At 52.0% G+C, this 18,451-nt stretch carries 17 protein-coding genes and 5 tRNA genes; 17 read left to right on the forward strand and 5 right to left on the reverse strand.

Going from position 1 to position 18,451, the window contains the following annotated elements; genetic code table 11:
- Nucleotides 1–55 precede the first annotated feature (55 nt).
- A complete protein-coding gene (gene tamL, locus J7I43_RS01930) occupies nt 56–2,455 on the forward strand; it encodes a translocation and assembly module lipoprotein TamL (RefSeq protein ID WP_209142679.1) in 2,400 nt (799 codons plus the stop codon).
- Here the strand turns inward: tamL and truB are convergent.
- From truB to J7I43_RS01945, 3 genes are read right to left on the reverse strand one after another with little or no spacing between them, the layout of a single operon-like run.
- Nucleotides 2,443–3,135, reverse strand: a complete 693-nt coding sequence (gene truB / locus J7I43_RS01935; RefSeq protein WP_209142681.1) for a tRNA pseudouridine(55) synthase TruB — start codon at nt 3,133–3,135, stop codon at nt 2,443–2,445. The two genes, tamL and truB, sit on opposite strands and share 13 nt — an antisense overlap.
- A gap of 28 nt (nt 3,136–3,163) precedes the next feature.
- Nucleotides 3,164–4,120 (reverse strand): NAD(P)H-dependent flavin oxidoreductase, encoded by a 957-nt coding sequence (locus J7I43_RS01940; protein WP_209142683.1) that lies wholly within the window; start codon nt 4,118–4,120, stop codon nt 3,164–3,166.
- Between the two features lie 26 nt (nt 4,121–4,146).
- Nucleotides 4,147–4,755: a riboflavin synthase gene (locus tag J7I43_RS01945; protein ID WP_209142685.1), complete on the reverse strand. Its 609-nt coding sequence runs from the start codon at nt 4,753–4,755 to the stop codon at nt 4,147–4,149.
- Between the two features lie 165 nt (nt 4,756–4,920).
- Between J7I43_RS01945 and rpsU the strand changes: the two genes are divergently transcribed.
- The 11 genes from rpsU to nusG all read left to right on the forward strand — a co-directional run bounded on the left by rpsU (nt 4,921) and on the right by nusG (nt 9,865).
- Nucleotides 4,921–5,118 carry a 30S ribosomal protein S21 gene (gene rpsU, locus J7I43_RS01950; protein WP_120516847.1) on the forward strand — a complete coding sequence of 66 codons (198 nt, stop codon included), beginning with the start codon at nt 4,921–4,923 and terminating at the stop codon, nt 5,116–5,118.
- A gap of 90 nt (nt 5,119–5,208) precedes the next feature.
- Nucleotides 5,209–6,159 carry a tyrosine-type recombinase/integrase gene (locus tag J7I43_RS01955; protein WP_209142687.1) on the forward strand — a complete coding sequence of 317 codons (951 nt, stop codon included), beginning with the start codon at nt 5,209–5,211 and terminating at the stop codon, nt 6,157–6,159.
- Between the two features lie 241 nt (nt 6,160–6,400).
- The gene (locus J7I43_RS01960; protein WP_209142689.1) at nt 6,401–6,700 is read left to right on the forward strand and encodes an HPF/RaiA family ribosome-associated protein; all 300 of its coding nucleotides are present in this window, start codon (nt 6,401–6,403) and stop codon (nt 6,698–6,700) included.
- A gap of 230 nt (nt 6,701–6,930) precedes the next feature.
- Nucleotides 6,931–7,004, forward strand: a tRNA-Thr gene (locus tag J7I43_RS01965).
- A gap of 47 nt (nt 7,005–7,051) precedes the next feature.
- Nucleotides 7,052–7,134, forward strand: a tRNA-Tyr gene (locus J7I43_RS01970).
- Between the two features lie 91 nt (nt 7,135–7,225).
- A tRNA-Gly gene (locus J7I43_RS01975) sits at nt 7,226–7,298 on the forward strand.
- Between the two features lie 14 nt (nt 7,299–7,312).
- Nucleotides 7,313–7,384 (forward strand) — tRNA-Thr (locus J7I43_RS01980).
- 235 nt (nt 7,385–7,619) lie between these two features.
- The gene (gene tuf / locus J7I43_RS01985; protein ID WP_209142691.1) at nt 7,620–8,807 is read left to right on the forward strand and encodes an elongation factor Tu; all 1,188 of its coding nucleotides are present in this window, start codon (nt 7,620–7,622) and stop codon (nt 8,805–8,807) included.
- A 108-nt stretch (nt 8,808–8,915) separates the two neighbouring features.
- Nucleotides 8,916–8,986 (forward strand) — tRNA-Trp (locus J7I43_RS01990).
- Nucleotides 8,987–9,095: 109 nt separating this feature from the next.
- Complete coding sequence (gene secE / locus J7I43_RS01995) at nt 9,096–9,290, forward strand: preprotein translocase subunit SecE (RefSeq protein WP_120516843.1); 195 nt, start codon at nt 9,096–9,098, stop codon at nt 9,288–9,290.
- Complete coding sequence (gene nusG / locus J7I43_RS02000) at nt 9,290–9,865, forward strand: transcription termination/antitermination protein NusG (protein ID WP_209142693.1); 576 nt, start codon at nt 9,290–9,292, stop codon at nt 9,863–9,865. The genes secE and nusG overlap by 1 nt, the downstream gene beginning before the upstream one ends.
- A 67-nt stretch (nt 9,866–9,932) precedes the next feature.
- Here the strand turns inward: nusG and J7I43_RS02005 are convergent, their stop codons facing one another.
- Both J7I43_RS02005 and J7I43_RS02010 read right to left on the reverse strand, forming a co-directional pair.
- Entirely contained in the window at nt 9,933–10,493 is a 561-nt protein-coding gene (locus J7I43_RS02005) for a DUF1579 domain-containing protein (protein ID WP_209142695.1), read from the reverse strand.
- A gap of 72 nt (nt 10,494–10,565) precedes the next feature.
- Entirely contained in the window at nt 10,566–11,636 is a 1,071-nt protein-coding gene (locus J7I43_RS02010) for a lactonase family protein (RefSeq protein ID WP_209142697.1), read from the reverse strand.
- Between the two features lie 508 nt (nt 11,637–12,144).
- On the opposite strand from J7I43_RS02010, the gene rplK reads away from it, so the two are divergent.
- The 5 genes from rplK to rpoB all read left to right on the forward strand — a co-directional run bounded on the left by rplK (nt 12,145) and on the right by rpoB (nt 18,448).
- Nucleotides 12,145–12,588, forward strand: a complete 444-nt coding sequence (rplK, locus tag J7I43_RS02015) for a 50S ribosomal protein L11 (RefSeq protein ID WP_209142699.1) — start codon at nt 12,145–12,147, stop codon at nt 12,586–12,588.
- A 45-nt stretch (nt 12,589–12,633) separates the two neighbouring features.
- Nucleotides 12,634–13,323: a 50S ribosomal protein L1 gene (rplA, locus tag J7I43_RS02020; protein WP_209142701.1), complete on the forward strand. Its 690-nt coding sequence runs from the start codon at nt 12,634–12,636 to the stop codon at nt 13,321–13,323.
- 68 nt (nt 13,324–13,391) lie between these two features.
- Complete coding sequence (gene rplJ, locus J7I43_RS02025) at nt 13,392–13,964, forward strand: 50S ribosomal protein L10 (protein WP_209142703.1); 573 nt, start codon at nt 13,392–13,394, stop codon at nt 13,962–13,964.
- 89 nt (nt 13,965–14,053) lie between these two features.
- Complete coding sequence (rplL, locus tag J7I43_RS02030) at nt 14,054–14,428, forward strand: 50S ribosomal protein L7/L12 (RefSeq protein ID WP_209142705.1); 375 nt, start codon at nt 14,054–14,056, stop codon at nt 14,426–14,428.
- 210 nt (nt 14,429–14,638) lie between these two features.
- Nucleotides 14,639–18,448: a DNA-directed RNA polymerase subunit beta gene (gene rpoB / locus J7I43_RS02035; RefSeq protein ID WP_209142707.1), complete on the forward strand. Its 3,810-nt coding sequence runs from the start codon at nt 14,639–14,641 to the stop codon at nt 18,446–18,448.
- The last annotated feature ends 3 nt before the right edge of the window (nt 18,449–18,451 follow it).

Here is an 18,451-nt window from a genome sequence, read left to right on the forward strand (position 1 = left end):
ATCAGATACCCGTTAATTCAATGCACCAGTGAAGAAAAAGACATACCCATCATACATGAATGTGCCGGGACCGGTTGTGTTGCTGATGGTGTGCCTGTTGCTGAGCGCGTGCTCCAACACGCGGTATCTTCAAAAAGACCAGAGCCTCCTCACCAAAACGGGCGTAGACATCGAAGGGAAACTTTCCTCCACCGAAAAAACGGATGTCAGGAACGACCTCAATTCCCGCTCCCTCATGCTGCAGCAGCCTAATCAAAAGGTGCTGGGCACGCGGCTGAAAGTGTGGCTTTACAACCAGAAGAACTACGAGAAAAAAAGGAACTGGTTCTGGAACCTCATGCTCAGCGAGCGGAATCTCCAGGCCCCGGTGATCTACGATTCCATGAAAACGAAGGAATCGGCCGAACGAATGGTGTCTTACCTCAACAACCAGGGCTATTTTTACGCCACCGTCGGGTACAACGCTGAAACCAAGGGACAAAAAACTTCCGTCACTTATAAAGTCAACACCGGCAAAAATTTCGTGATCAAAAAGATCACCTACGACATCCCGGACACAGCCATTGCGCGCGTGGTAAAGGAGGGCGAACGGTTTTCGCTGCTGCATGTGAACGCGCCGTACAAAGCGTCTGACCTGAGCAGCGAGCGCGAGCGCCTCATGCGCCTCATCCGCGACGCGGGGTATTTTAAGTTCAACCGCGACCTGATCACTTTTACGGTAGACACGCTCAATAAATCGTTGTTCGTAGACCCGCTGAACCCTTTCGAGGTAATGCCTTCCGTGCTCAGCGCCGATCAGAAGCCCACGCTGGATGTGGACGTGGTGATCAAAAACCCGGAAGATTCCTCCAATGATCTTACGAAGCTGTTCTACATCCGTAAAATTTATGTTTTCCCGGACATCCTGCTGCAGGAAAGCATCACCGATTCCACCTTCAGCACCACCAACAGCCGCTTCCTGACGATCAAATACCACCAGAACATCATCCGGCCGAGAGTGCTCACGCGCGCTATCCAGCTGCGGCCCGGCTCGCGGTATTCGACGGAGGAATACAACAACACGGTGAACCGCCTGTTCGATCTCAACATCTGGCAGTTCGTGAACGTGCAGTACAAAGATGTGAAAGACAGCGCCCAGCAACTGGACGCATACATCCAGCTTACGCCCCGCAAAAAGCAGGAGCTGAGCGCCAACATAGACCTTACCACCGGCAGCCAGTATTTCCTGGGCAGCGGTTTGTCTTTCGGTTACCGTCACTTCAACCTCAACCGCGCGGCCAACGAGCTGCACATTACGCTGAAAGGCGGCCTGGAAGTGATCCGTAACGAAGACAATAAATTCGAGATGCAGGCGCAGGAATATGGGATCAATGCAGACCTGGTGTTGCCGCGTTTCATGATCCCGTTCCGCGTGCGGCAAAATAACCGCTCCACCTCCAAAACGAGGATCTCCGCGGGTTTCAACAATCTCCGGCGTATCGACAAGTTCAACATCCGCACGGTAAACGGCGCGTTCGGTTACGAATGGCGCGAATCGATCTATAAAAGCTGGAACCTGAAACCTTTTACGCTCAATTACGTGGGCGTGTCGCTCAACCCGAACTTCAAAAAAGACGTGGTAGACGAAAACCCTTACCTGCAAAGGAGCTTCGAGCCGGCGTTCATCGGCGGCGAAGCGGCTACTTTTACGTTCAGCAACAACGATCTTTTCCATAAAAGACAGAATACCTTTTTCAGGGCAACGGCGGAAGAATCCGGTTTGTGGCTGGAAGGGGTGAACAGCCTGGTAAGCGGTGTAACGGGCGGCAACCAGAACCTGGAAACGCTGGCGAAAGTGAAGATCTCCCAGTTTATCAGGCTGGAAGCGGATTACCGCCATTACTGGAACTACCCGAAAACATCCGTGGCTACGCGTGCGTACGCAGGCGTGGGCATTCCGTACGGTAAAAGCGATGTGTTGCCTTACATCAGGCAGTTTACGTCGGGCGGCCCCAACAGCATCCGCGCATGGCGGCTGCGCACGCTGGGCCCCGGCTCTTTCGTGGATACCACGGCCACCGCGCAGCTGTTCCCCGATCAGACGGGCGACATGAAACTGGAAGGCAACGTGGAATACCGTTTCGACCTGCTGCGCCTGTTCGGCGGCAGTATGTACCTGAAAGGCGCCACCTTCCTCGATTTCGGCAATATCTGGATGTTGAAGAAAGATACGCTGCGCGCGGGCGCCGAGTTCCAGTTCAAGAACCTATACCGGGAACTGGCGATCGGCACGGGCGCGGGCCTGCGGCTGGATTTCAGCTATTTCGTGATACGCCTCGACTGGGGCATACCGCTCAAAAAACCTTATCCCACACAAAACAAAAGCGGCTGGTACATCGGTGAATGGATGCTTGGAGACAGCCGCTGGAGGCGGGAAAACATCATCTGGAACGTAGCGATCGGCTACCCGTTCTGATGCTCCTGCGCTTTTTTATATTTTTCAATGAAATCGGTTACCTCGACGGCGTCTTCCAGCCTGAACGCGCCGATGCGGGTACGGCAAAGGCTGCTCAGGTGCGCGCCGCAGCCAACGGCGGCGCCGAAATCGTGCGCCAGCGAACGGATGTAAGTGCCCGTGCTGCATTGCACCCTGAAATGCACGACCGGTAATTCCACCGCCGTGATCTCGAAAACATGGATAACGATGGAACGCGGTTCCACCTTTACTTCCACGCCCTGGCGCGCCAGGTGGTAGATCGGTTTGCCGTTTTGTTTGATGGCGGAATGAATGGGGGGTAATTGCTGCAGCGGGCCGGTGAAGCGGTCTGCGATGGCCTGCAGCGCGGCTTTGTCCAGCCCGGGCACGGGCTGATGGTCCTGCGGCTCCGATTCAAGATCGTAGGTGGGGGTAACGGACCCGAGGGTGAAGGTGCCGGTGTATTCTTTTTCCTGCGCCTGGTATTCGTTGATCTTTTTGGTCATTTTACCGGTGCAGCAAATGAGCAGCCCGGTAGCGAGCGGATCGAGCGTGCCTGCGTGGCCTATTTTGGCTTTGGTGGTATTGCGGATCTTGCGCACAACGTCGAACGAGGTCCATGTGAGCGGTTTATTGATCAACAGCACTGCGCCTTCCTGGAAATTTTGTGTTTCGGGCATTTTGCAAAGATAATGTGTTTTGTGCGCCTCAACGGAAAGACCGCAGCGTTTCGTCATATTCTTCCATCAGCCGCGCCACGATCTCTTCCACGGGCATTACGTCGTTCACCATTTCCACGCTTTGGCCGGCGCTCCACAGCTGGTGGTAATTGTTGGGCTTCACGGCTTTTTCGAGCAGTTTCATGCCTTTCATCTGCACCATCATCTTGAAATACTTGCGGGTGCGCGGGTTGCGGCCGAGCCATTTTTCCCAGCCGGTCTGTTTATAGCCCATTTTCTGCGCGGCTGGCGTGTTGATGATGTTGCAGGGCGTGCCGGAGAGGCGCTCGGTAAGCACGATGTCTTCCATGCCGTGCTCCAGGATAGCCTGTTTGTATTCCTCGCTCACGGCGGCTTCCGCGCTGGCGATGAAGCGGGTGCCGATGCTCACGGCATCTGCGCCGAGCACCATGGCGCTGGCCATCTGCCGGCCGGAGGCGATGCCGCCTGCGGCTACCACGGGAATGTGGGGGAAGGCGTTTTTCAAAGCGGGCACCAGCACATGCATCGGGTAGGGGCCGGCATGGCCGCCCGCGCCGGAACTGACGGCAATAAACGCGTCTGCCCCGTGCTGCACGGCTTTTTCGGCGTGCGCGAGGTTGGTTACGTCGCAGATCACTTTGGCGCCGTAGCTGTGCGCGGCTTCGGTTACGTCGCGCGGGTTGCCGAGCGAGGTGATGTAAAACGGCACTTTGGCCGCCACGCAGGCGTCCAGGTGTTTTTTATAGAGCGGGTTCGTTTTCTGCACGATGATGTTCACCCCGTAAGTGCCTTGCGGGTATTGTGCTTTCGTTTCGTTGAGCCTTTCCAGCAGTGCGGGCAGCTCGCCTTCCTTCCGGTAATTGAGGGAAGGGAAAGTGCCTGCGATGCCGCTGCGGATGGCCGCTTTCATCATGGCTTCATTGCTCACGAGGAACATGGGGGCCATGATGAGTGGGTATTTCATGCCGAGGCTTTGCGTTAAGTTCGGGTTCATGTTGTGACGGGATGGCTTGCGCGTGTGATTAACTGCCGGGCGACGTATTTGCCCAGGATGTCGAATTCAAGGTTCACGGTATCGCCGGGTTGCAGGTATTGGATATTGGTATGCTCGTAAGTATACGGTATGATCGCCACGGAAAAGGCGTCTGTAGCGATGTCGAACACGGTAAGGCTGATGCCGTTGAGGCAGATGGAGCCTTTTTCCACGATCAGCGGCGCAAATTCCGGGTCGAAGCCAATGCGGTACAGCCAGCTGCCATCCTGCGCGGAAACGGATTCGCATACGCCGGTGCCGTCTACATGGCCCTGAACGATATGCCCGTCTATCCGGCTGTTGAACACCATGGCCCTTTCGAGGTTCACGGAATGGCCGGGCCGCAGGCTGCCGAGATTGGTCTTCTGCAGGGTTTCGGCAACCGCCACGGTGGTATATTGCCGCTCGTCCACCGCGGTCACGGTCAGGCAAACGCCGTTATGAGATACGCTCTGGTCTATCTTTAATTCCTGTGCCAGGGGGGAGTGAATGGTCAGCTCCAGGTTGCCGCCGGAAGGTTTGGCCGCGGCAACGGTCCCCATCGTTTCGATGATTCCTGTAAACATAATCCACAAAGTTACTGACGAATCGCCTAATTTTGCAGTCCGCATTGCCGGCGGGGCGAAGCGGGAACGGTTGGAAAGAAAATTCGGGAAGGGGAGCGTGGAAATTTGGCAAATAAAAGAGGAATACATATCTTTGCCGTCCGTAAAAAACTTTAAAGGAGATTTATGTTAATTATCGATTCCAAAGATTGCGAAAACATTGACAAAGCGCTCAAAAAGTATAAAAAGAAATTTGAGAAAGCGAAAATTCTGCTGCAACTGAGAGAGCGTCAGTCATTTACAAAGCCGTCTATCCGTCGCCGCACCCAGGTGCTGAAAGCTGTTTACAAGCAGCAGGTGGCTACCGGCAAGTATGACGTATAGTAACGAGCCAGTATTTAAATCTGAATACATAAAATTGATGATTGTAAGGTTTTCGATAACTTTACAGTCATCAATTTTTTTGTGTTGGTCATGAATGAACTACCGCCGGTCGCACAGGGATTCCTGGCTTATCTTGAGCTGGAGAAACGTTATTCGCAGCATACGGTACAGTCTTACGGGCTGGACCTCCTCCAGTTTTTCCGTTATCTCTCCCTGCAATACGGGGAATTGCCGCTGGACCGGCTGACCCATTTCCATATTCAATCGTGGCTGGCCCTGGGCCTGGAGCCCAAACATCCTTCCCAAAACAAAAAGAAACAGCCCGGGCCCGTTACGCCGGCCACTATCCGGCGGAAGATCTCCACCCTTAAATCCTTTTTCAAATACGCCCTGCGCAAGGGCGAGCTGGCGCAAAGCCCGATGGCGAAAGTGGTGAGCCCGAAAATGCGGGGCCGCCTTCCCGTGTTCGTCGACGAAAAGGCCATGCGGCAGGTGGAAGAGAACCAATCGGAAGGGGAGCGGCTGTTTGGAGACGATTTCGACGGCGCCACGCGGCGGCTGATCGTGGAATTGCTGTACCAGAGCGGCATCCGCCAGGCGGAGTTGCTGGGGCTTACGCATCGCAGCATGGACCTGAGCAACAGCCAGATGAAAGTGCTCGGGAAAGGCAATAAGGAGCGCATTATTCCCCTCAGCCGGCCTTTGATGGCGATGATCAGGGAATACGACGAAAGGCGGCGCAAGGAAGTCGGGAGTGCGGAAACGGGGCAGCTGCTGGTGCGGGCGAACGGTAAGGGGATCACGAAGGCGTTTGTATACCGTACGGTAAGGGAGGCACTGGACAGGGTAACGACCATTTCGAAACGCAGCCCGCATGTGCTGCGGCATACGTTTGCGACACATTTGATGAACAACGGGGCGGACATCAACGCGGTGAAGGAATTGCTGGGCCATGCGAGCCTGGCGAGCACGCAGGTATATACGCACAATACGATCGAGAAGCTGAAGAAAGTGCATCAGCAGGCGCATCCCAAAGCGTGAATGATCGGTATCAAGCATTTTATTGACAAATGAATGCACCCGGGCTGATGCGGATCAGTTGCGGGCGGGGAAATATGGGGTAGTATTGCCGGAGAGGATTTTAACAAAATTTTTCTGACCAAAATAGGAAAGGGAAGGAAAGTTTGTTAAATTAGTAATCGGTTCTTTACATAAAAAAATACGCCTATGATTGATGGTTACGTGCTTGAAACTAGATTGTTAAATGTTAAATTTTAGTGCTATGAATGTTCAAATTCAAACTGTGCGTTTTGATGCCGACGCCAAACTCATTGATCACGTGAATAAGAGAATTCAGAAGCTTTCCATCTTTTATGACCGGATCGTGAATGTAGAAGTTTTTTTAAAATTAGATCAGTTAGCCCACCAGGTAAAAGACAAGATTGCCGAAATTAAAGTGCATATCCCCCGTCACGACTTCTTTGTAAAGCATGAGAGCAAATCCTTCGAGGAGTCCTTCGACTTAGCGTTTGACAGCCTTGTTACCCAGATCAAACGTCAGAAGGAGAAGAATTTACATTAAAATCCTAAAAATATTTTGGAATTAATTTTCTCTTTACTACCTTTGCCATCCCGATTCAAAAAGGGATCGGTGAAGGTAGTAAAGTTCTTTACTGTAGGGCATTTTAGCCGACTTGAATTGAGTTGAAGGGGCACTTTCCCGGGGTTAAAAAAATATTTGTTTCTTAAAAAGATTCACATTTATTTTGCGGCTCCTTTTACAGGATGTGAAACTTTTTCTTGACAGAAATTGCCAGCATAGCTCAGTTGGCCAGAGCTACTGATTTGTAATCAGTGGGTCGGGGGTTCGAATCCCTCTGCTGGCTCGCAAGTGTTTTCCGGGGTTAGGCCTGGCGCGAGAAATTTTTAAGTTGGGCAGGTTCCAGAGCGGCCAAATGGGGCGGACTGTAAATCCGCTGTCTTTCGACTTCACAGGTTCGAATCCTGTCCTGCCCACACCAATTTTTCATTGCGGATTACGGCAAGTTGGTCACTACGGGTTTTTTTGCCCGGGGTTGATGAATGCGCGTAGTTCGTAATTGAGTATGCGGGAGTAGCTCAGTTGGTAGAGCGACAGCCTTCCAAGCTGTAGGTCGCGGGTTCGAACCTCGTCTCCCGCTCAGAAAAAGATCATGCTGTTGTAGCTCAGGGGTAGAGCACTTCCTTGGTAAGGAAGAGGTCGTGAGTTCAATTCTCATCAACAGCTCAAAAGAGTTTCGGATGCAGGGTAGCCGGATGGTCCGTAAAAGGAAGTTCGGGGCCGGGTGTCCGAAATTTGAAGTTTAACAAAGCCGGTAAGCTCAATGGATGAGCATCCCGGGAACAAATCGGGGAGGAGCAGGTTCAATTCCTGTGACGGGCTCAAGTTTGTTGTGATTTGCTTTACTAAAAAACTAATATCAAAAAAGTAATCTTTACAAACCATCTTAAAAAAAAATACAATGGCAAAAGAAACCTTTAAGCGGGATAAACCCCACGTTAACATTGGTACCATCGGTCACGTTGACCACGGTAAAACTACCTTGACTGCTGCCATTACTACAATTCTGGCAAACAAGGGCTTGGCTGAGAAGAAAGGATATGACGAGATCGATGCGGCTCCTGAAGAAAAAGAAAGAGGTATCACCATCAATACAGCACACGTTGAGTACCAGACAGCAAACCGTCACTACGCGCACGTAGATTGCCCCGGTCACGCTGACTATGTGAAAAACATGATTACCGGTGCTGCCCAGATGGACGGTGCTATCCTGGTGGTTGCCGCTACAGATGGTCCGATGCCGCAAACCAAGGAGCACGTACTGCTGGCCCGCCAGGTAGGTGTACCCCGTATGGTTGTATTCATGAACAAAGTAGACCTGGTAGACGATCCGGAACTGCTGGAACTCGTTGAGATCGAGCTCCGCGAACTGCTGTCTTCCTATGGTTTCGATGGCGACAATGTGCCCATCATCCAGGGTTCTGCTACCGGCGCTCTCGCTGGCGACGCTAAATGGGTTGCTAAGATCGAAGAGCTGATGGAAGCTGTGGATACTTACATCCCGCTGCCTCCCCGCCCGGTTGACCAGCCGTTCCTGATGTCTGTGGAAGACGTGTTCTCCATCACCGGTCGTGGTACTGTTGCTACCGGTCGTATCGAGCGCGGTCGCATCAAAGTTGGTGAGAACGTTGAGATCGTAGGTCTGCAGTCCGAATCACTGAAATCTACCTGCACCGGTGTGGAAATGTTCAAAAAACTGCTGGACGAAGGTGAAGCTGGCGACAACGCCGGTCTGCTGCTCCGCGGTATTGAGAAAACCCAGATCCGTCGCGGTATGGTTATCTGCCAGCCCGGTTCCATCACTCCGCACACCGACTTCAAATGCGAAGTGTATGTACTGAGCAAAGAAGAAGGTGGCCGTCACACGCCGTTCTTCCAGAAATACCGTCCCCAGTTCTACTTCCGTACAACTGACGTTACCGGTGAGGTTGAACTGCCTGCAGGTGTTGAAATGGTGATGCCTGGTGATAACATCAGCCTGACCGTTAAACTGATCCAGCCGATCGCTATGGAAAAAGGTCTGAAATTCGCTATCCGCGAAGGTGGCCGTACCGTAGGCGCTGGTCAGGTAACTGAGATCCTGAAATAATCAGTAGCAATACTGGTCACATAAAAAAAGTCCATTAGCAAGTAACAAGTAATCAATAGTAGATTATATTTGCTGAGACGAACATTACGGCTAATGGCTTTTTTGAATACGGGTATGGTGCAACGGTAGCATACGGGTCTCCAAAACCTTTGATCTGGGTTCGAATCCTAGTACCCGTGCGGAATAAAAAATGAATTGCCGGAAAGTTAAATTGCTGGTTTTTTACGGAACACCTGCAATTTTTCTCCACGGCAATTTTTATCGTTCATATCAGGATAACTTATTACGATGAACAAAATCTTCAGCTATTTCAGGGAATCATATTACGAACTGGTTCATAAAGTATCCTGGCCCACCTGGCGGGAGCTGCAATCCTCTACCATGATCGTTCTGATCGCCACTATCATCATCACCCTGATGGTATGGGGGATGGACAGTGCCTCTCACCTTGTTTTAACGCAATACTATAAACTGTTTTCATAATGGATGAAGCCCAAAACCCCACTCAGCCCACTCAGGAAACCAAATGGTACGTGCTGCGCGTGGTGAGTGGCAAAGAGAAGAAAGTAAAGGAATATCTGGACATCGAAGTTCGCCGCGGCGACTGGGGTGGCATTATCACCCAGATCTTCCTGCCGGTGGAAAAAGTTTATAAAGTGCAGGCCGGTAAAAAGGTGATGCGTGAAAAGAACTTCTACCCCGGTTACGTGATGATCGAAGCCATCGACGGTAAAATGAACGACGAAGTGATCCAGGCCATCCGCAACGTTTCCGGCGTGATCCACTTCCTCGGCAAAGAAAAGCCCATCGCTCTCCGCAAATCCGAAGTCAATAAAATGCTCGGTAAAGTAGACGAGATCTCCGATCAGGGCCTCACCATGAGCGAGCCTTACATCGTCGGCGAAACCATCAAGATCATCGACGGCCCGTTCAACGATTTCAACGGGGTGATCGAAGAAGTACTGGAAGACAAAAAGAAACTGAAAGTAACCGTGAAGATCTTTGGCCGCGCCACACCGGTAGAGCTGAACTTCATGCAGGTAGAAAAGATCAGCTAAGACTGTTCAGCATATTAAAAAAGCCGTCCCGATGGGGCGGCTTTTTTCGTTGGGGGAAACAATGGCGTTATTTGCGGGTGAATTTTAATTCCATGCTTTTGTACTCTTTCCCGTCGGCCATCATGTACATTTCCATCACCTGGGTATTGTCGTCTACCCATTTAAACACCTCGCGCACAGGCATCGCTTTGCCCGCCATCGCGTCGGTGGCATTGCCGGTGAATGTGATGGAACGAGTGGCCTCGTCCCACTTTCCTTCAAGATACATAATGCCCGTGCCCATATTGTCGATCCAGGTGGATACGAACATTTTCCGGACATTGTCGTACCCCAGCAGCCCGGTGCCTTCGAAAGGCTGCCCGTCCATACTGCTGGTAAAACGGCTTTCCTGGTAACGGCCGCCCATGATCATCTTGTTGGTGCAGCTGCCCGTGGTGGTCATCGGCTGCGCGCCAGGCGCCATCCAAAAGGTCATGTCGGTTTTCCAGTCGCCGTCGGCCATGGCGATCATTTTCTGCATAGACCCGGGAGTCGCGTAATCCATCCAGGCTTTCATGGCGGCATCGTCCTGCGAGTGCGCGGAGAGCGCAGCGATCATTGCTGTGAGTGCTAACAATATGCGTTTCATAATGGGGTGATTTAGGATGATGAAGTTACGCAATACTTGTTTCAGCAACTTTTTAGATGGTGCCACATGTATTTATTCCACCCATTTCAGGCAAACGGGCGTGGGCACGGCCAGCTCTTCGCCGGTCGCGGTCAGCAGGCCGGTGTTCAAATCTCTTTTAAACACCACGATGGTATTACTTTTTTGATTGGCAGCCAGCAGGTATTGCCCGTCCGGCGTAATGAGGAAGTTGCGCGGTTCTTTGCCCAGCGTGGGCTGGTGGCCGATGAGGAAGAGCGTGCCGTCTTTTTCGCTGATGCGGTAGATGGAAAGGTTGCTGAGGTCGCCGCGGGAGGACATATACAGGAACTTTCCGTCCGGCGACACATGAATGTCCGCGCTGCCGAAGCTGGAGCCTTTGTAATCCGCCGGGGCGCCGGAGATAGTTTGCAGGAGGGCGAGGTGGCCGTTGGCGTAGCTGAAGGCGGCGGTTTTGCCGCTGATCTCGAGCACGAGATAGGCGTAGCGGCCGTTGGGATGGAAAACGAGGTGACGCGGGCCTCCGCCGGGCTCCACACTGGCGAAGGGCTGTGCGGCGGGCTGGAGGGGGCGCATTTTGCGGGAAGGCTCAAAATCGTAGATCATCACCTTATCGGTACCGAGGTCCGGTACGAGCAGCTGTTTGCCATCCGGCGAAAAGTTGGCCGAATGCACATGCGGTGTTTTTTGGCGGGAGGCTACGGGGCCGGAGCCCTGGTGAACGATCTGCTGCACGGCGGCGGCGAGGCTGCCGTCTGCCTGAACGGGCAGCACGGTGAGGCTTCCGCCGTTGTAGTTGCCGGTGAACACGAAGCGGTTGGCGGCGTCGGTGCTGATGTGGCAGGGGCCGGCGCCGGTAAGCTGGTGATTGATGAGTTGCAGGGTGCCGGCATTGCGGTCGAAAGCGTAGGAGAATGCGCTGCCGGTGCTGTCTTTGGAAAATTCGCTGACGGCGTACAGGAACTGTTTATCGGGCGAGAGGGTGAGGAAAGAGGGGTTGGGGACGCCTCCGGCGGTGTCTGTGGGGATGAACCGGCCGGTGACGGCGTCTTTCCTGAAAACGTAAATGCCTTTGCTGCCAGCATTGGTGTAGGTGCCAACGATGAGGAATTGATTTTTCTGCATGGGTTTGTGAGTTGCGAAAAGGGTCAGTATTAAAAACGTGGTAATGATTTTCATACGGGTTAAAATACGGAAAAAATCCGGCTGGCAATAGTGCTTCCCGGGATAGGGGAAAGGGGTGAGCATCTTTTTGAAAATGAACAGGCTGAACAGGGGAAATGTGGATGGTAAGGGATAAATTCGGTGATACAACTATTGGGAGAGTTATCCACTATTAGTAACTTTGCAGATTGTTTAAAGGAGGGTTAGCTGTCAGATAACTTTTTGACCTAATTCTGACTGTCGGAAATGTTTGTTATCTCTATTGTTATCAGTCACTTAGCCATTAAATTTAATCCCAATCCCCGTATAATAGCAAAAAAAATGCCGAACTCCAAACATTTTTTGTTATTGATTTAAAATATACCTACCTTTGCATCCCCCTTAAAATGTCTTTCTGAGACTTTTGAGTTTTGGGAGTTTTGCTGCCGGCAACGGCGGCGGAACGTTTCACCAAATTAAAAACAGACTAATGGCTAAAGAGATCGCAACGTACGTGAAATTGCAGGTTAAAGGCGGCCAAGCCAACCCTGCACCTCCGATTGGTCCCGCTCTGGGTTCCAAAGGTGTGAACATCATGGAGTTCTGCAAACAGTTCAATGCCCGCACCCAGGATAAAATGGGTAAGGTGCTGCCTGTGTTGCTGACCGTTTACACAGACAAATCATTCGACTTTGTAATTAAGACGCCTCCGGCTCCCGTACAGCTGCTGGAAGCTGCCAAAATTCAAGGTGGTTCTAAAGAACCTAACCGTAACAAGGTGGGTAAAGTTACCTGGGCTCAGGTAGAGGCGATTGCCAAAGACAAGATGCCTGACCTTAACTGCTTCACGGTTGAAAGCGCCATGAGAATGGTAGCCGGCACCGCGCGCAGCATGGGTATTACCGTTGACGGTAAAGCTCCCTGGGAAAACTAAATTGTTCACCCTGTTAAAGCAGGTTAACTTTTAAATCATTCAGAAATGGCAACTAAGAAAAGAAAAGTGGCTGACGTTAAGGTGGACAAAAACAAAAGCTATAGCCTGAAAGAGGCTTCCACCCTCGTTAAAGACATCAACTGCACCAAGTTCGACTCTTCCGTCGATCTGCATATCCGTTTGGGCGTAGATCCCAAAAAAGCTGACCAGGCTATCCGCGGCTCCGTTACACTGCCGCATGGTACTGGTAAGACCAAAAAAGTACTGGTTCTCTGCACGCCCGACAAAGAAGCGTCTGCAAAAGAAGCCGGTGCCGATTTCGTAGGCCTGGACGAGTTTATCCAGAAGATCGAAGCCGGCTGGACCGAGATCGACGTGATCGTCGCTACTCCCGCCGTAATGCCGAAGATCGGTAAACTGGGTAAGATCCTGGGCCCCCGCAACCTGATGCCTAACCCGAAGACCGGTACTGTTACGAACGACGTGGCAGCTGCGGTAAACGAGGTAAAAGGCGGCAAGATCACCTTCAAAGTGGATAAAGCCGGTATCATTCACGCTTCCATCGGCCGCATCTCCTTCGCTCCCGAAAAGATCGAAGAGAACTCACAGGAGCTGATCAACGCGATCATCAAACTGAAACCCGCGACCGCGAAAGGCACATACCTGAGAGGTCTGTCCATGGCCAGCACGATGAGCCCGGGTATCGTTATTGACACTAAATCTGTTCAAAACTAATTGACCGCCCTGTAGCCGGAGCCTTTAGGGGCTGAGAAGGCGAAACGGTCAATGCCAAACACAAAGCAATGAACAAAGATCAAAAGAATGAGGTAATCGAACTGCTGAAAGGCAAGTTTGCTCAATACAACAACTTCTACATTACCAATACCGAATCTCTGACGGTTGCGCAGGTGAACCACCTCAGAAGGGTTTGCTTCGACAAGAACGTGGAAATGAAGGTGGCTAAGAACACCCTCATCAAGAAAGCGCTGGAAAGCCTGGACAACGAGAAATATGCGGGTATTTACGAAGCGCTGAACGGCGTAACGGCCCTGATGTTCTCCGACAGCCCGAAAGAGCCCGCGCTGATCATCAGCACTTTCCGCAAGGAAAACGCGAAACTGGAAAAACCCGTTCTGAAAGCTGCTTTTGTGGGCGAGGAGATCTACCTGGGCGACAACCAGCTGGCAAGCCTGGTGAAGATCAAGACCAAAAACGAGCTTATCGGCGAAGTTATCGGTCTGCTGCAGTCTCCCGCAAAACGCGTTATCGCTGCGCTGCTTGAGAAAGGTAAAAAAGAAGAAGGTGGCGCTGCAACCGCAGAAGCTGCCGCACCCGCACCGGATGCCCCGGCATCAGATGCGCCCGCTGCGGAGTAACTCCAAGGCACATAACATCGGCTTCCAAGTCACAACATAAACAAACATCTGTTTAACAACATTTTAAAAAACTACAAAAATATCATACAATGGCAGACGTAAAAGCATTAGCTGAACAATTAGTAGGTCTTACTGTTAAGGAAGTACAGGAACTGGCAGACGTTCTGAAAAACGAATACGGTATTGAACCTGCTGCTGCTGCAGTAGTTGTTGCTGCTGACGGTGGTGGCGGAGCCGCTGCTGCTGAAGAAAAAACTGCATTCAACGTAGTTCTGAAAGCTGCTGGTGCCAGCAAGCTGAACGTGGTGAAAGTAGTGAAAGATCTGACAGGTCTCGGTCTGAAAGAAGCCAAAGAACTGGTTGACGGTGCTCCGAAATCAGTGAAAGAAGGCGTTAGCAAGGCTGAAGCTGAAGATCTGAAAGCGAAGCTGACTGAGGCTGGCGCTGAAGTAGAAATTCAGTAATTCTTTGTTTAATATACATCTTTATTAAGGTCAAAAAGTGCCCCGGTACTTTTTGGCCTTACTCCCTTTGGGAAGGTGGGTTTCCGCTACGTCCGGCAAAACGGGAAATAAGCCGGTCACAGGTGTTGAAACACAATATTTTGGGTGTATTGACAAAGAATCATTAATTTCCCTTATTCATACAAGTCATATTAACTGCTAACTTCGAATATGTCTCTAAAAAAAGCCCAAACTAACGAAAGAGTAAATTTTGGAAAGATCAAACAAGTTGCTGAGACACCGGATCTGTTGGCTATCCAAATCCAATCTTTCAAGGATTTCTTCCAATTAGAAACCACACCAGACAAGCGTAACAACGAAGGCCTTTTTAAAGTATTCAAGGAAAATTTCCCGATTACAGATACCAGAAATATCTTTAATCTGGAGTTCCTGGATTATTTCGTGGACCCTCCGCGTTATACCATCGAAGAATGTATTGAGCGGGGGCTTACGTACTCCGTGCCGCTCAAGGCAAAGCTCCGGTTGAGCTGTAATGATGAGGAGCACGTAGATTTCCAGACCATTGTGCAGGACGTTTTCCTCGGGAACATCCCCTACATGACCCCCAGAGGTACCTTCGTAATCAACGGCGCTGAACGTGTAGTTGTATCCCAGCTGCACCGTTCCCCAGGTGTGTTCTTTGGTCAATCCATCCATCCCAACGGCACCAAGATCTACTCCGCAAGGGTGATCCCTTTCAAAGGCGCCTGGATGGAGTTTGCTACGGACATCAACAACGTGATGTACGCGTACATCGACCGTAAGAAGAAGTTCCCGGTTACCACGCTGCTTCGTGCCATCGGCTATGAAACAGACAAGGATATCCTGGAACTGTTTGGCATGGCTGACGAAGTAAAAGCAGACCGCAAAAACCTGGAAAAATACGCCGGCAAAAAGCTGGCCGCCCGCGTTTTACGCAGCTGGGTGGAAGATTTCGTGGATGAGGACACCGGTGAGGTGGTGAGCATCGAACGTAACGAGATCGTTCTGGAACGCGACAGCATCCTGGACGAAGGGAACATCGAGCTGATCACAGACATGGGCGTGAAATCCGTGTTCGTACAGAAAGAAGAGGTGAGCGGCGACTTTGCCATCATCTATAACACCCTCAATAAAGATACCTCCAACTCCGAGCTCGAAGCCGTTCAGCACATCTACCGCCAGCTCCGCGGTGCAGATGCTCCGGACGACGAAACAGCAAGGGGCATCATCGATAAACTGTTCTTCTCCGACAAACGGTACGACCTCGGGGATGTAGGCCGCTACAAGATCAACCGTAAGCTTGGCCTGCCCACTCCGCTGGACATGAAAGTGCTGACCAAGGCGGACATTATCTCGATCATCAAATACCTGGTGCAACTCACCAACGGTAAAGCGGAGATCGACGATATCGACCACCTGTCCAACCGCCGCGTACGCACCGTAGGCGAGCAGCTGTACGCCCAGTTCGGCGTAGGCCTCGCACGTATGGCGCGCACCATCCGCGAGCGTATGAACGTGAGAGACAACGAGGTGTTCACACCGGTAGACCTGATCAATGCAAGAACGCTTTCTTCCGTGATCAACTCTTTCTTCGGTACCTCCCAGCTCTCCCAGTTCCTGGACCAGACCAACCCGCTGTCTGAGATCACCCACAAACGCCGTATCTCCGCGCTCGGGCCCGGTGGCCTCAGCCGCGAACGTGCGGGCTTTGAGGTGCGCGACGTTCACTACTCCCACTACGGCCGTCTTTGCACGATCGAAACCCCTGAAGGACCGAACATCGGTCTGATCTCCACCCTGTGCGTACATGCCATGGTGAACGAGATGGGCTTCATCGAAACGCCTTACCGCAAAGTAAAAGACGGTAAAGTAGACATGGTGAAGATCGAATACCTGAGCGCTGAAGAAGAAGATTCCGTGAAGATCGCCCAGGCCAACGCACCGTTGGACGAAAAAGGCGCCTTCACCGGCGATAAAGTGAAATCACGCGAAACCGGCGATTTCCCGATCCTCGAACCGCAGGAAGTGGAATATATGGACGTGGCTCCCAACCAGATCGTTGGTTTGAGCGCTTCCCTGATCCCCTTCCTCGAACATGACGACGCCAACCGTGCGCTCATGGGATCGAACATGCAACGTCAGGCCGTTCCGCTGATCTCTCCGCAGGTGCCCATCGTAGGTACCGGCCTGGAAGGAAAAGCAGCGCGCGATTCCCGCCTGCAGATCACCTCTAACGGCAAAGGCGTGGTGGAGTTTGTAGATGCAAACGAAATTCACGTTCGTTACGAGCGCGATGAAATGCAGAAACTGGTGAGCTTTGAAGACGATCTCGTGATATACCAGCTGACCAAATTCGTGAAGACCAACCAGAGCACCTGCATCAACCTTCGCCCCGCGGTGAAGAAAGGGCAGCGTGTGGTGGAAGGCGACTTCCTCACGGAAGGTTACGCCACCCGCGCCGGTGAGCTGGCCCTGGGCCGCAACCTGAAAGTGGCGTTCATGCCCTGGAAAGGTTACAACTTCGAGGATGCGATCGTGATCTCCGAGCGTGTTGCACGCGAAGACTGGTTCACTTCCATCCACATCGACGAATATGAACTGGAAGTGCGCGACACCAAACTCGGTGAAGAAGAACTGACGCCGGATATCCCGAACGTGAGCGAAGAAGCCACCAAGGACCTGGACCAGAACGGTATCATCCGTGTTGGCGCGCATATCAAAGAAGGCGATATCCTGATCGGCAAGATCACCCCGCGTGGCGAATCCGATCCTTCACCCGAAGAAAAACTGCTTCGCGCGATCTTCGGCGACAAGGCGTCCGACGCGAAAGACGCTTCACTGAAAGCGCCCCCGTCTACCGAAGGCGTGGTGATCGACAAGAAGCTGTTCTCCCGCGCGAAAAAAGATAAAAATTCCAAGACCCGTGAAAAAGCGGCATTGGAAAAACTGGAGAAGATCCACCAGAAGAACGAGGAAGACCTCATGGAAGTGCTGATGGGCAAGCTGTTGACGCTGCTGAAAGAGAAAACCTCCGCAGGCATCACCAACACTTACGGCGAAGTGCTGATCTCCAAAGGTTCCAAATTCTCCAATAAAAACCTGGCTAACGTAGACTTCCAGAACGTAAATCCGCTCGGATGGACTACCGATCAGGATACCAACGACCAGATCAACACCCTGCTCCACAACTACAATATCAAATACAACGAGGAGCTGGGCCGTTACAAACGCGAGAAGTTCAACATCTCCATCGGGGACGAGCTGCCCGCGGGCGTGCTGAAACTGGCGAAAGTATACCTGGCCAGCAAACGTAAGCTGAAAGTAGGGGATAAAATGGCGGGCCGCCACGGGAACAAAGGTATCGTTGCGAAGATCGTTCGCGACGAAGACATGCCTTTCCTGGAAGACGGCACACCGGTAGACATCGTGCTGAACCCGCTGGGCGTACCTTCGCGTATGAACCTCGGTCAGATCTACGAAACCGTACTCGGCTGGGCCGGTCAGAAACTGGGCGTTCGTTTTGCTACGCCGATCTTCGACGGCGCAAGCACCGAAGAGATCGCAGAATACATCACTGAAGCGAAACTCCCGAGCTTCGGCCATACTTACCTGAGCGACGGTGAAACCGGCGAGCGCTTCCACCAGAAAGCGACCGTAGGCATCATCTACATGCTTAAACTCAGCCACATGGTGGACGACAAAATGCACGCCCGTTCCATCGGACCGTACTCTCTCATTACACAGCAGCCGCTGGGTGGTAAAGCCCAGTTCGGTGGCCAGCGTTTTGGTGAGATGGAGGTTTGGGCACTGGAAGCATACGGCGCGTCCAACATCCTGCAGGAGCTGCTGACGATCAAATCCGATGATATCGTGGGCCGTGCGAAAGCATATGAATCCATCGTAAAAGGAGACAACATCCCGAAAGCCGGCGTGCCTGAATCCTTCAACGTATTGATCCATGAGCTTCGTGGTCTGGGCCTGGACCTGAAATTCGATTGATAA

Origin of the sequence: Chitinophaga chungangae (assembly GCF_017742215.1) — a bacterium.
GTDB lineage: Bacteria > Bacteroidota > Bacteroidia > Chitinophagales > Chitinophagaceae > Chitinophaga > Chitinophaga chungangae.

Bases quoted from the DNA above. Each gene is read 5' to 3' on its own strand.
- tamL (WP_209142679.1), top strand. From the start codon at position 56: ATGAATGTGCCGGGACCGGTTGTGTTGCTGATGGTGTGCCTGTTGCTG.
- truB (WP_209142681.1), bottom strand. From the start codon at position 3,135: ATGCCCGAAACACAAAATTTCCAGGAAGGCGCAGTGCTGTTGATCAAT.
- J7I43_RS01940 (WP_209142683.1), bottom strand. From the start codon at position 4,120: ATGAAATACCCACTCATCATGGCCCCCATGTTCCTCGTGAGCAATGAA.
- J7I43_RS01945 (WP_209142685.1), bottom strand. From the start codon at position 4,755: ATGTTTACAGGAATCATCGAAACGATGGGGACCGTTGCCGCGGCCAAA.
- rpsU (WP_120516847.1), top strand. From the start codon at position 4,921: ATGTTAATTATCGATTCCAAAGATTGCGAAAACATTGACAAAGCGCTC.
- J7I43_RS01955 (WP_209142687.1), top strand. From the start codon at position 5,209: ATGAATGAACTACCGCCGGTCGCACAGGGATTCCTGGCTTATCTTGAG.
- J7I43_RS01960 (WP_209142689.1), top strand. From the start codon at position 6,401: ATGAATGTTCAAATTCAAACTGTGCGTTTTGATGCCGACGCCAAACTC.
- tuf (WP_209142691.1), top strand. From the start codon at position 7,620: ATGGCAAAAGAAACCTTTAAGCGGGATAAACCCCACGTTAACATTGGT.
- secE (WP_120516843.1), top strand. From the start codon at position 9,096: ATGAACAAAATCTTCAGCTATTTCAGGGAATCATATTACGAACTGGTT.
- nusG (WP_209142693.1), top strand. From the start codon at position 9,290: ATGGATGAAGCCCAAAACCCCACTCAGCCCACTCAGGAAACCAAATGG.
- J7I43_RS02005 (WP_209142695.1), bottom strand. From the start codon at position 10,493: ATGAAACGCATATTGTTAGCACTCACAGCAATGATCGCTGCGCTCTCC.
- J7I43_RS02010 (WP_209142697.1), bottom strand. From the start codon at position 11,636: ATGCAGAAAAATCAATTCCTCATCGTTGGCACCTACACCAATGCTGGC.
- rplK (WP_209142699.1), top strand. From the start codon at position 12,145: ATGGCTAAAGAGATCGCAACGTACGTGAAATTGCAGGTTAAAGGCGGC.
- rplA (WP_209142701.1), top strand. From the start codon at position 12,634: ATGGCAACTAAGAAAAGAAAAGTGGCTGACGTTAAGGTGGACAAAAAC.
- rplJ (WP_209142703.1), top strand. From the start codon at position 13,392: ATGAACAAAGATCAAAAGAATGAGGTAATCGAACTGCTGAAAGGCAAG.
- rplL (WP_209142705.1), top strand. From the start codon at position 14,054: ATGGCAGACGTAAAAGCATTAGCTGAACAATTAGTAGGTCTTACTGTT.
- rpoB (WP_209142707.1), top strand. From the start codon at position 14,639: ATGTCTCTAAAAAAAGCCCAAACTAACGAAAGAGTAAATTTTGGAAAG.